Here is a 12,568-nt window from a genome sequence, read left to right as displayed (position 1 = left end):
TCAACCGGCGCGGTCCCGGACGTCCCACAGCCACCCGCCGTCGACCGGACGCCCCGGGCCGAGCAGGTCGTCGACGGTCCGCCGGACCGGGTCCCCGTGCTCGACCTGGCCGAGCACCACCACCGCGGCGCGCCAGTGCCGCAGGTCCTCGACGGCCCGCCGGCGGTCCTCCTCGGTGACGACCGGCACCGCGCCGGTGTCGGCGACCCCGCGCAGCAGCACCGACGTGGGTCGGTCCGGTGCGCCCCACCGGGCCGCCGTGTCGTCCGGGCCGCTGGGGCCGATGAAGTAGCCGCCCGGCGCGGAGAACGCCAGACCGGTCCGGGCCGACCAGAGCATGACCGGACTGCGTCCGGCGCCGGTGACCGGCGGCACCGCGACCACCGTCCGTCCCGGTGGCACCAGCGCCCGCCAGCCACCGTCGGCGACGAACGCCGGCACCGGGGCGACCGGCACCACCCGGATCGGCGTCGGGAGCAGGGGCAGCAACGCGGCGCTGACCGCGCCGGCCCACAGCAGCCGCACCGGCGGACCCGCCGCGACGGTGGACCCGGAAGCGACCCGGTCCATCGAGAGCGCCACCAGCACACCCAGCACCGGTACGCAGACCAGCGCGAACCGGGCCGGCACCGCGAGATCCAGCAGGGGCAGCTCGGCGACCAGCCGGTACGGTCCCGGGATGCCGGTGGCGTCGCCGTCCACCCGCAGCTCGTTGCCGAGCGAGAGCGCCGCGAAGAGCACCCCGCAGACGGCCAGAGCCCGCACCAGTGGCCGCCGCCACTGCCAGAGCACGATCACCACGGCGAGCACCAGCAGTCCCGGGCCGAAGAACGAGTTCTCCTCGGTCGGGTTCGGTGACAGCAGCCCCGGCAGCCAGTCGTCGCCGAGCACCGTCTGCCGGGCCGAGGCGGTGAACGACGCGGCGTCCAACTGGAAACCGTGCGTGGCGAACGCCATCCCGGTGTAGTGCTGCGGGCCGTGGAACTGGAACCACAGCGGGTACGCCAGCAGCACCACCGCCACCCCGGCCGCCACCGCCAGCCGGACGAGCAGCGCCGGGGCGAGCCGCCGGGCGGCCGCCCGGTCGGCGAGCGCGTACGCCAACGCGAAGACCCCGGCCGCGAGCGCCAGGAAGACGAGCACCTCCTCGCCGATGAAGACCTGCCAGACGATCAGCAGTCCGAGGGCGACGCCGCACCGCCACCCGTGCCGCGGCGTGTCGCCGCCGGGCCGGAACACCAGGGCGAGGATCGGCGGGACCAGGAACTGCGCGGCGATGTGCGGGTGGGCCCCCGCCTGGGCGACCATGCCCGGCGCGAAGCCGCAGACCAGTCCGCCGACCGCCGCCGCGGCCCGGCTGCCGACCAGCCGGCGGCGCAGCAGCGCGTACCAGGCGGCGGCGGTGCCGGCGAGGCAGCAGACGACCACCACGCAGAACGCCACCTGCGAGCCGAACAGCAGGGTGACCGGGGTCAGCGGAACACCCAGGCCGAGCAGCGAGGTGTTCGCCATCAGGTTGACCCCGTCGGGCGCGTTCAACGCGGCGCTGTAGAGCGGGTTCTCCCCCGCGACGACGGCGTGCGCCGCGTGGGCCAGCATCCACTCGAAGAGGATCTGGTCACCGGCCTGGTGGAACAGCCGCCACGGGTGACCCCACTGCCCGCCGGTCAGCGCGACGGCGAGGCCCAGATAGCCGGACACCACCAGCAGGTGCGCCGGCCAGGCCGGCCGGGACGTGCCGACCGGCGCCGGGGACGAGGTGGTCGGGGACGTCGTCCCGGTGGTCATCAGACCGAGCGGTCGCTGAGCGTCCGGACGTCCCAGACCCAGACATCCAGCTCCTGGCGGCCCGGACCGACCAGCTCCTCGACGGTACGGCGCAGCGGCTCGGCGTTCTGCTGCCGCAGCGGCAGCACCAGGATCGCCGCCCGCCAGTGCCGCAGCTCGTCGGTGAAGCGTCGGCGCTGCCGGTCGTCGAGCTTCGGCGTACGCCCGGTGGTCGCCACCTCCTCCAGCAACTGACCCATCCCGCTGGGCCGGCCACCGAACCGACCGGGGTCGCCGGTGTTGGCGTTGCGGGGCGCGAGGAAGTAGCCGCCGGGGATCTTGAAATCGAGGTTCGTGGACGCCGCCCAGCGCATGCCGTGCGTGTTGCCCATGCTCGGCACCGGGATCGGCACGAGCGTCTGGTCCGGCCCGACGTACGCCCGCCACCGGTCGGCGGTGATGAAGTCCGGAACCGGAGGCCGGGAGACCATCCGCAGCGGCATCGGGGCGATCGGCAGCAACGCGAACGCCACGCCGGCGGCGGTGAGCGTCCGTACGGTGCGCCGGTCGGCCGGACGCAGCGCCCAGGCCCGCTCCACGGCGAGCGCCAGCAGCAGGCCGACGACCACGCTGGTGATCAGCCCGAACCGGGTCGGCACCACCGCGTCGAGCAGCGGCAGGTGGACCAGCCACTGCCACGGCCCGGTGATCAGCTCGCGGTCCCACCAGGAGACCCGCTCGCCGAGAGAGAGCACGGCGAAGAAGACTCCGGTCGCCGCGAGCGCCCGTACGATCACCTCCCGGCGCAGCCACACCACGATGCCGATGGCGAGCAGCGACAGGCTCCAGCCGAAGAAGGCGTTCTCCTCCGAGTAGTTCGGCGCCAGGTTGATGTTGGCGCGCTGGTTGCCGCCGAGCGTGGGCGATCCCTGGGCGAAGAACGCGGCGACGTCGTTGCCGTAGTCCCGCACCGCGTCACTGAGGCCGTGATAGGCCATCGGCCCGGCGAACTGCACGTACAGGGGGTAGGCCAGCAGCGCCCCGGCCAGCAGCGCGCAGGTCGCCACGCCGACGGCCAGGGGCCGCCACGCCGCCCGCCAGCGGGCCGGCTCCTGGGCGAGCACCGCGAGCAGGAAGACACCGCAGGCCAGCGCCGTGAAGAGCAGGATCTCCTCGTTGATGAACGCCTGCGCGGTGACCAGCAGGGCGAGCACCGCCCCGTCCCGCACCGGCCGGCGGGAGCGGGTGATCACCAGCACCCGCCAGACGATGAACGGCAGCAGGAACTGGCTGATGATGTTCGGGTGCCAACTGGCGTGCGAGAGCATCGCCGGCGAGAACCCGCAGAACCAACCGCCGACGGCGGCCGCCAGCGGCGTACGCACCAGGTGCCGGGAGAGCATGAGGTACCAGGCCATCGCGGTGCCGGCGAGGCCCAGCGTGACCAGCACCACGAAGGAGACCGCCGGCCCGAACAGCAGCGTCACCGGCACCATCGGGATGCCCAGCGCCAGCACGGCCGTGTTGGCCATCAGGTTGACGCCGTCCGGGTAGTTGAACTGCTCGGTGTAGAACGGGTACTCGCCGTGCAGCACCACCCGTACCGAGTGGGCGAGGAAGAACTGCACCTGGGCCGGGTCACCGGTGTAGAGCGAGGCCACCCGGCCGGCGGGGTCCATCCAGATCCGGCTGGTCACCCAGAGCGCGACGAGCAGGAACAGCCCGCCCACCGCCAGGTGTTGCCGCCGTCGGGTCCACTGCCGAGGTCGGGTCCACTGCCGGGGTCGGGTCCACCGCCGCCACCGCGTCCGCGTGGGTTGGCCGGTCGCGCTCCCCGGCGAGGTGTCGGGCGCGCCGCCATCGACCTCGACCTCGTCGGTGGAGGCATCGGTGAGCGTGGACGGGCCGGCCACGAGCCCGACCGGTGTGTGGTAGCCCACCGGCTCGTCGGAGTCGGCTGCCGTCTCCGGGTGCGGCGCGGGCAGGGCGCGGGACTCGGCAGGCGTCACAGTCGGCGGAGTCTACCGGAGTAACCAAAACGCACTAAAACCCCGGTGGTGTCCATTGTGGTGGCGTGGACGGCGGCCACCTGCTGCCGCGCACCGGACATCTCGTACTATGACGCTTTCCGACAGCGACGGTGCAGCGATCGGGGGCGGGCCAGGTGACCTCAGGCCGTCGGTACGGCAGGGCGCTTCCCGTCCTGCTGGGCGCACTGCTGGCCGGCACGGCCTGCGGCCCGGTCGCCGACCGGAAGCCGCAGGACCTCCGGGTCGGCTACGACAGCCTGGACGGCACCCTCGCGGTGTGGCCGCCCCGAGGCGACCTGTCCGGGGACGCCGCGGCGACGGCGGCGGTCACGGCGGCGGTCCGGGACTGGCGGTCGCCGGCTGACGACCGGGTGCACCTGCCCTCGTCCGGCATCCTCTTCTCCGGCCGGATCGACGGCGCCACGGTGGCGCTCGTCGCCGCCGACGTGCCCGGCGAGAGCGCCTCCTGGCTGCTGCAACTCACCCGCGACGGCGACCGGTACACGATCACCCGCGCCACCGAGTACACCGACCCGGGCTACCTCGTCTACTCCGACGTGCTGCCCGTGCAGACGGGCGGCGGCCGGCGCTACCTGGTCTCCGCCCGGGTGCAGACCCTGCTCGGGCCGAAGGACCGGACGGTGTCCATCGCGGACGGCCTGAGCGCCCCCGTCGACGTGCCCTCCTGCACCGCGGTCGGCGTCACCGCCACCCTGCGCGCCACCGAGTCGCTGCCCCGGGGCCGCGCCGCCGACCGGCTGCTCGACCTGGGCACCGGCACCGCCGACCCCCGCTACCCATTGGTACGCGACGAGTCCGGCACCGGCCGGCGGGCCCTCACCGGGCTGGACACCTGCGTGCTCGCCGGTGACCGGGGGCCGTTCGGCAGCATCCCCCGACGGATCGGCGACCGGGACGCCCCGCGCTCCGTGCCGACCTCCTGGCCGATGGCGAAGCTCACCGTACGCTCACTGGGCGAGGTCGCCCTCGGCGGTGGCGCACCGGCGGAGTTGCAGCAGCTCAGCTGGGACACCGACGCCGGCGCGATGACCGCCGTGGTCTACCGGCCGGCGGACGGCAGCGCGCCGGTGGTGTCACCCGCCGACCGGGCCACCCCGTTGCAGGCGTACGAACTGCCCGTCCCCGGTCAGCCGCTCGTCGTGCTGAGCTGGCGACCCACCCGGGACAGCTCGCTCTCCGTCCCGCCGGGCACTCCCGTGCTGGTCGAGCGCCCCGGCCTGGCGGTCATCCCCAGCCCGTCCCGCTCCCAGACCTACAGCCTCGCCAACACCGACAAAACCCACTACCGCTCAGTAACCCCCCGCTAAAACCCACCCCGCTCCCCGCTCCCCGCTCCCCGCGATCTTGCACTTTCGGTCGTGGTTTTGGGTGGTTGAGAAGCATTTGTCGCAGCAGCAAGTGCAAGATCGCCGGGGCGCCCCGCCGCGCCGCGCGCGCCGCCTCGCCTTGTCCCGCCTCGCCTTGCCCCGTCCCGCCCCGTCCCGCCCCGTCCCGCGATCTTGCACTTTCGGTAGCGGTTATGAGTGATTGAGAAGCATTTGTCGCAGCAGCAAGTGCAAGATCGCCGAGAAATACGGCGGCGGGGGCGCGGGGCGCGGGGCGCGGGGCGGCGGGCTAGGTTCTGACACGTGCGGCGGGCGGCGCCCCCTCAGGGGTGCCGCCCGCCGCCGTCTGGATCAGTTCTGTGCCGAGGCGTTGCTGGTCGGGGTCAGGCGATCCCCGGTGGTGGCGTCCAGCCCGGAGATCCAGCCGGTGACGTCGCGGGCCACGTCCTGGGCGGTCAGGCCCAGGTCGGCGAGGATCTGCGCCCGGGTACCGTGCGGGTGCCAGTCGGCGGGAACACCCAGGTCCTTCAGCGGAACCCGGACGTCGGCGTCGCGCATCGCCTGGGCGAGCGCGTCACCCACCCCGCCGACCCGCACGCCGTCCTCGACGCTGACCACGAGCCGGTGGCGGGCGGCCAGCTCGACCAGCTCCGCCGGGATCGGACGCACCCAGCGGGGGTCGACGACGGTGACGCCGTAGCCGTGCTCGGCGACCCGGGCGGCCACCTCCATCCCGAGCTGGCCGAAGGAGCCGACGGCGACGAGCAGCACGTCGGTACGGGCGGACTCGGCGAGTACGTCGACCGGCCCGACCCGGCGCAGCGCCGGGAGGTCGGCGGCGACCGCGCCGGTCGGGAAGCGCAGCACGGTCGGGCCGTTGTCGACGGCGACCGCCTCGCGCAGCTCCTCGCGCAGCGTGGTGGCGTCACGGGGAGCGGCGATGCGCAACCCGGGCACCACGCCGAAGACCGACATGTCCCAGATGCCGTAGTGGCTGGGACCGTCCGGGCCGGTGATGCCCGCCCGGTCCAGCACGAAGGTCACCGGCAGCTTGTGCATCGCCACGTCCAGCAGGACCTGGTCGAAGGCGCGGTTGAGGAAGGTGGCGTAGACGGCGACCACCGGGTGCAGGCCGCCGAGCGCCAGCCCGGCCGCCGAGGTGGCGGCGTGCTGCTCGGCGATGCCCACGTCGTACACCCGCTCGGGGTACTTGCGGGCCAGCTTGGCGATGCCGGTCGGCTCGGCCATCGCGGCGGTGATGCCCACCACGTCCGGACGCTCGTCGGCGACGGCCAGCAGCTCGTCGGCGAAGACGTGCGTCCACTTCACCGACGGGGCGGCCAGCAGCGCGCCGGTCTCCACGTCGAAGGCGCTGCTCGGGCCGTGCAGGCAGTCGGCGTCGTCCTCCTCGGCGGGGCGGTAGCCGTACCCCTTGCGGGTGACCGCGTGCACGATCACCGGGCCGCCGAAGTTCTTCGCCGCGCGCAGCGCGGCCTCGACCGCCGCCACGTCGTGCCCGTCCACCGGGCCCACGTACTTGATGCCGAGGTCCTCGAACATCGCCTGCGGGGCGACCGCGTCCTTGATGCCCTTCTTGACGGCGTGCAGCACCTCGTACATCGGCTTGCCGACCAGCGGGGTGGAGCCGAGGGCGTCCTTGACCGTGTCGAGGACCTTCTCGTAGCCCGGGTTCAGCCGCAGCGAGGAGAGGTGGTCGGCCAGTCCGCCAATGGTGGGCGAGTAGGACCGGCCGTTGTCGTTGACCACGATCACCAGCGAGTTGCCGGCGGTGGCGATGTTGTTCAACGCCTCCCAGCACATGCCGCCGGTCAGCGCGCCGTCGCCGACCACTGCCACGACGCTGCGCGTCTCACCCCGCAGGGCGTACGCCTTGGCGAGGCCGTCGGCGTAGGAGAGCGCGGTGGAGGCGTGCGAGTTCTCGATGAGGTCGTGCTCGCTCTCCGCCTGGCTGGGGTAGCCGGAGAGGCCGCCGCGCTGGCGGAGCTTGTCGAAGCCGGCCTGCCGCCCAGTAATGATCTTGTGGACGTACGCCTGGTGGCCGGTGTCGAACAGGAGCCGGTCGCGGGGGGAGTCGAAGACGCGATGCATGGCGAGCGTCAGCTCCACCACACCGAGGTTGGGCCCGACGTGCCCGCCGGTGCGGGACACCTTGGCGATCAGGAAGTCCCGGATCTCGGCGGCGAGGACGTCCAGTTCCTCGCCGGACATCCGCTTGACGTCCTGCGGACCGCGGACCGTCCCCAGCAGCCGGCCGTGGTTGGCCGTGTCCTCTTCAACACTCATGACCGGAGAGTCTATCGGCCATCCGATACTCCGCAGCCTGGCCCGAGCCCCGGAATCCCCCGACTGCCCGCCGGTCGACGCGGGCCACCCTCCGGCCGGGCACCGGCGACCGACGGCCGGCGCCCGGTGACGCGCCAGGTCAGCGCGGTACGCACCGGGCGGGTCAGCGCCCGGCCGGCGGCAGCAGCAGACCGACCTGCTCGACGTGCTGTGTCATCGGAAACAGGTCGAATCCGCGCAGCGCCGCCAGCCGCCAACCGAGGCCGGCGAAGGTACGGACGTCCCGGGCGAAGGCGGCCGGGTCGCAGGCCACGTACGCGACGGCGCGCGGGCCGGCGGCGACCAGCGCGCGGACCACCGGGGCCCCGGCGCCGGAGCGCGGTGGGTCGAGCACCACCACGTCGACCGGGCCGGTGATCCGGCGGCGGGCCAGCGCGGTCTCCACCCGGGCGGACACCACCTCGACGGTGGGCAGGTCGGCGAGGTTCGACCGGGCGGCAGCCACGCCCTGGGCGGCAGCCTCGACCAGTGTCACCCGACCGGTCGGACCGACCCTGGCGGCCAACCCGGCGGCGAACAGCCCCGCGCCGCCGTAGAGGTCCCAGGCGACCTCGCCCGGTCGTGGGTCGAGCAGTTCCAGCACCGCCGTCGCGAGGGTGTCCGCCGCGGCCGGGTGCACCTGCCAGAACGCGGACGCGGGCAGCGTCCAGTCCCGTCCGGCGGCCACCTCGCGTACCTCGGTCGGACCACTGACCGGGGTGGACGCCCCGTCGCGGACCTCGGTGACCGTCACGTCCCCGCCGGTGCTGGCGACGGTCTCCACCGCCTCGGCGGCCGGCCAGGACGCGCCGGTGGAGGTGAGCACCGGCAACTGCTGGATGGCCGGGTGGGCGATCCGGCACCGGTCGATCGGCACCACCTCGTGCGAGCGGTGCTTGAGCAGGCCGGCGCGGTCGGCGGCGTCGACCGCGTAGCGCACCCGGGACCGCCAGCCCAGCAGCCCGCCGGGCAGCGCCTCGACCCGGACGCCGAGCCGGTCCAGCTCGGCCTCGGTGAGCCCGCCGAGGCGGGTCAGTTGCTCGCGCACCACGGCGGTCTTCCAGGCCAGCTGCCCGGCCGGGGAGACGTGTTGCAGGTCGCAACCCCCGCAGGCGCCCGGCTTCGCGTACGGGCACTGTGGCTCGACCCGGTCCGGCGAGGGGTCCAGCACGGTCACCGCGTCGGCCCGGACGAACCCCCGGTGCACCTCGGTGACCTCGGCGATGACCCGTTCCCCGGGAAGCGCGTGCCGGACGAAGACCACCTGCCCGTCCACCCGGGCGACGCAGTGCCCGCCGGGAGCGACGGCGTCGACGGTCAGCTCGACCCGCTCCGCCTCGGCCAGGCCGGCCGGGAACGCCGCCGCCGACGGAGCCGCCGCCGACGACCGTGCCGCCGACGACCGTGCCGCCGCCGCCGACGACCGTGCCGCCGCCGACGGAGCCGCCGACGCCGCCGACGCCGGGCCCGCTGCCGTGCCGCGCTCCGCGCCCCGGTCAGTCATCGTCGCTCCCCCGGCCCGCCGGGCCGGTCTCGGCGGACGCCGCGGGGGCCACCGGCGCGGCGGTACGCCGGGGTCCACGCGCCGGTGTCCGGGACAGCGCCGCGTCCAGGCGGTCCAGGTTCTTGCTCGCCGTCGAGGCGAGCTGCCACGGCACGCTGACCACCATCACCCCCGGTTCGAAGAGCAGCCGGCCCTTGAGGCGCAGCGCGCTCTGGTTGTGCAACAGGTTCTCCCACCAGCGGCCGACCACGTACTCCGGAATGAAGACGGTGACCACGTCCCGGGGCGACTGACGGCGGGTGGAGGCGACGAAGTCGAGGATCGGCCGGGTGATCTCCCGGTACGGCGAGTCGATCACGGTGAGCGGGATGGCCATCTCCCGCCGCTCCCAGTCGGCCTGGAGGTCCCGGGTGTCGTTCTCGTCGACGTTGACGGTGACCGCGGTCAGCGTGTCCGGCCGGGTGGCCCGGGCGTACGCGATGGCCCGCAACGTCGGCTGGTGCAGCTTGCTGACCAGCACGATCGCGTGGTTGCGGGCGGGCAGCACGGCCCGGCTCTCGACCGGCGGGGTGAGCTCGACGGCGATCCGGTCGTAGTGCCGGCGGATGGCGAGCATCAGCGCGTAGATCACCGCCATCGCGGCGATCGCGATCCACGCGCCGAGAAGGAACTTCGTGACCAGGACGATCACCAACACGGTGCCGGTCAGGCCCGCGCCGAAGGTGTTGATCGCCCGGGACCGCTGCATCCGGCGGCGTCTCTCCGGGTCCCGCTCGGTGCGCAGGTGCCGGTTCCAGTGCCGGATCATGCCGGCCTGGGAGACGGTGAACGAGACGAAGACCCCGACGATGTAGAGCTGGATCAGCTTCGTCACCTCGGCCTGGAAGCCGACGATCAGCACGATCGCGAAGAGGGCGAGGAAGGTGATGCCGTTGGAGAACGCCAACCGGTCGCCCCGGGTGTGGAACTGGCGGGGCAGGTAGCGGTCCTGGGCGAGGATCGAGCCGAGCACCGGGAAGCCGTTGAACGCGGTGTTCGCGGCCAGGAAGAGGATCAGGGCGGTCATCCCGGCCACCACGTAGAGCAGGATCGACCCGGAGCCGAAGACCGTCTCGCCGAGCTGGGTGGTGACCGTCTTCTGCACGTACCCGTCCGGGCCGGAGACGATCTGCAGAGCCGGGTCCTCGACGAACTGCAGGTGGGTCAGCCGGGCCAGCCAGATGATCCCGACCAGCAGGCTCACCGCGATCGTGCCGAGCAGCAGCAGGGTGGTGGCGGCGTTGCGGCTCTTCGGGGCCTTGAACGCCGGTACGCCGTTGGAGATCGCCTCCACACCGGTGAGCGCGGCGGCGCCCGAGCTGAACGTCCGCAGCAGGAGGAAGACCAGCGCGAAACCGGTCACACTGTGCTCGGCCTGGATCACCAGGTCGGCGCTCGGCGCGCGCAGCTCGTCGCCCAGCACGAAGACCCGGATCAGCCCGGTGAGCAGCATCCCGCCCATCACGATCACGAAGCCGTAGGTGGGAATGGCGAACGCGGTGCCCGACTCGCGCAGGCCGCGCAGGTTGACGGCGGTCAACAACACCACCGCCAGCACCGCGATCATGACCTTGTGGGTGGCCACGAACGGCACCACCGAGCCGAGGTTGGCGACCCCGGAGGAGACCGACACCGCCACCGTGAGCACGTAGTCGACCAGCAGCGCGCTGGCCACCCCGACGCCGAACTTCGGGCCCAGGTTGACGGTGGCCACCTCGTAGTCGCCGCCGCCGGAGGGGTAGGCGTACACGTTCTGCCGGTAGCTCGCCACCACCGTGAGCATCACCACGACCACCGCGATGGCGATCCACGGGGAGAACACGTACGCCGAGGCCCCGGCGATGGAGAGGGTCAGCAGGATCTCGTCGGGCGCGTACGCGACGCTGGACAGCGCGTCGGAGGCGAACACCGGCAGCGCGATGCGCTTCGGCAGGAGGGTGTGCTGCAGCCGGTCGGACCGGAACGGTCGACCGAGGAGAAGTCGCTTCACCAGCGAGGTGGGACTGGCCACGAACGCCAAGGGTACGACCACCACGATGGGAACACCGGGGTGGGCGATCACCGCGGTCCGGCACGACGGGGTACGGTCGGTCCCCGCCGCCCATCGGGACGTGGCAGGCTCGCACTCGGAAGGTCACCGGCAGCGGGAGTGGTACGCACTGTGGGAGGGACAGCGTGCACGTCGTGATCATGGGGTGTGGCCGGGTCGGGTCTACCCTCGCCCACAGCCTCGAGTCCCGGGGGCACTCGGTCGCGGTCATCGACCAGGACGCCGACGCCTTCCGCCGGCTCGGCCCCGACTTCGCCGGGATCACCGTCACCGGCGCCGGTTTCGACGGCGAGGTGCTCCGGCAGGCCGGCATCGAGCGGGCGGACGCCTTCGCCGCGGTGTCCAGCGGCGACAACTCCAACATCATCTCGGCCCGGCTGGCCCGCGAGACGTTCGGCGTGTCCCGGGTCGCCGCCCGCATCTACGACCAGCGCCGGGCACAGGTCTACGAGCGGCTGGGCATCCCCACCGTGGCGACGGTGCGCTGGACGGCCGACCGGATGCTGCGGCACCTGGTGCCGGAGGGCAACGTGGAGATCTTCCGCGACCCCACGAGCACCGTGTCGATCATCGAGGTGCCGGTGCACAAGGACTGGATCGGCCGGCCGGTGCGGGCGTTGGAGGAGGCGTCCGGGGCCCGGGTGGCCTACCTGATCCGCTTCGGCATCGGCACGCTGCCCACCGGATCTACCGTCGTGCAGGAGGGCGACCAGGTGTTCATGCTGGTCAGCGACGACATCGCGGCGTCTGTCACGTCGGTGGCGGCGACGCCGCCGGAAGGAGGGCACTGAGCCATGCGGGTCGCCATCGCGGGCGCGGGCAACGTGGGTCGCTCGATCGCCCAGGAGTTGATCGACAACGGCCACCAGGTGATGTTGATCGAGCGCCAACCCAAGATGCTGCGTCCGGACCGGGTGCCGGCCGCCGAGTGGGTGCTCGCCGACGCCTGTGAGCTGACCAGCCTGGAGGAGGCCAACGTCGCCGGGTGCGACGTGGTGGTCGCGGCGACCGGCGACGACAAGACCAACCTGGTGCTGTCGCTGCTGGCCAAGACCGAGTTCGCGGTACCCCGCGTGGTCGCTCGGGTCAACCGGGCGGAGAACGAGTGGCTGTTCACCGAGCAGTGGGGCGTGGACGTCGCGGTGAGCAAGCCACGGGTGATGGCCGCGCTGGTCGAGGAGGCGGTCACCGTCGGCGACCTGGTCCGCCTGATGACGTTCCGCCAGGGCGAGGCGAACCTGGTCGAGATCACGTTGCCGCCGACCGCGCCGTACGTCGGTCAGCCGCTGCACGCCGTGCCGCTGCCCCGCGACTCGGCGCTGGTCGCGATCCTGCGCGGCAAGCGGGTCCTGGTGCCCAGCCCGGACGACCCGATCGAGGCGGGCGACGAGCTGATCTTCGTGTGCACCGCGGAGGTCGAGGACGAGGTCCGCGCGGTGATCCTCGGTGCCGACAGCGTCGAACGGACGCGTAGCTCCCGCTGACCCGA

At 73.1% G+C, this 12,568-nt stretch carries 8 protein-coding genes; 3 read left to right on the top strand and 5 right to left on the bottom strand.

The window, feature by feature from the left end:
- On the bottom strand, nucleotides 1-1,788 hold the full coding sequence (locus O7634_RS17575; RefSeq protein WP_278151197.1) for a hypothetical protein: 1,788 nt from the start codon (nucleotides 1,786-1,788) through the stop codon (nucleotides 1-3).
- Nucleotides 1,788-3,503, bottom strand: coding sequence for a hypothetical protein (locus O7634_RS17570; RefSeq protein WP_278153999.1), 1,716 nt, complete (start codon nucleotides 3,501-3,503; stop codon nucleotides 1,788-1,790). The genes O7634_RS17575 and O7634_RS17570 overlap by 1 nt, the downstream gene beginning before the upstream one ends.
- A 467-nt stretch (nucleotides 3,504-3,970) precedes the next feature.
- On the opposite strand from O7634_RS17570, the gene O7634_RS17565 reads away from it, so the two are divergent.
- On the top strand, nucleotides 3,971-5,125 hold the full coding sequence (locus O7634_RS17565) for a hypothetical protein (RefSeq protein WP_278153998.1): 1,155 nt from the start codon (nucleotides 3,971-3,973) through the stop codon (nucleotides 5,123-5,125).
- Nucleotides 5,126-5,494: 369 nt separating this feature from the next.
- Here O7634_RS17565 and dxs read toward each other — a convergent pair whose 3' ends face one another.
- From dxs to O7634_RS17550, 3 genes are all read right to left on the bottom strand, one after another.
- The gene (gene dxs, locus O7634_RS17560; RefSeq protein WP_278151196.1) at nucleotides 5,495-7,447 is read right to left on the bottom strand and encodes a 1-deoxy-D-xylulose-5-phosphate synthase; all 1,953 of its coding nucleotides are present in this window, start codon (nucleotides 7,445-7,447) and stop codon (nucleotides 5,495-5,497) included.
- 163 nt (nucleotides 7,448-7,610) lie between these two features.
- Nucleotides 7,611-8,990 (bottom strand): TRAM domain-containing protein, encoded by a 1,380-nt coding sequence (locus tag O7634_RS17555; protein ID WP_278151195.1) that lies wholly within the window; start codon nucleotides 8,988-8,990, stop codon nucleotides 7,611-7,613.
- Nucleotides 8,983-11,040 carry an APC family permease gene (locus O7634_RS17550; protein WP_278151194.1) on the bottom strand — a complete coding sequence of 686 codons (2,058 nt, stop codon included), beginning with the start codon at nucleotides 11,038-11,040 and terminating at the stop codon, nucleotides 8,983-8,985. Before O7634_RS17550 ends, O7634_RS17555 begins: the two co-directional genes overlap by 8 nt.
- Before the next feature lie 164 nt (nucleotides 11,041-11,204).
- Here O7634_RS17550 and O7634_RS17545 point away from each other — a divergent pair, with 164 nt between their 5' ends.
- On the top strand, nucleotides 11,205-11,870 hold the full coding sequence (locus tag O7634_RS17545; protein ID WP_278151193.1) for a TrkA family potassium uptake protein: 666 nt from the start codon (nucleotides 11,205-11,207) through the stop codon (nucleotides 11,868-11,870).
- A 3-nt stretch (nucleotides 11,871-11,873) separates the two neighbouring features.
- The gene (locus tag O7634_RS17540) at nucleotides 11,874-12,563 is read left to right on the top strand and encodes a TrkA family potassium uptake protein (RefSeq protein ID WP_278151192.1); all 690 of its coding nucleotides are present in this window, start codon (nucleotides 11,874-11,876) and stop codon (nucleotides 12,561-12,563) included.
- Nucleotides 12,564-12,568 lie beyond the last annotated feature (5 nt).

Origin of the sequence: Micromonospora sp. WMMD1120 (assembly GCF_029626235.1) — a bacterium.
Lineage (GTDB): Bacteria > Actinomycetota > Actinomycetes > Mycobacteriales > Micromonosporaceae > Micromonospora.
This window is presented reverse-complemented; position numbering and strand designations above follow the sequence as displayed.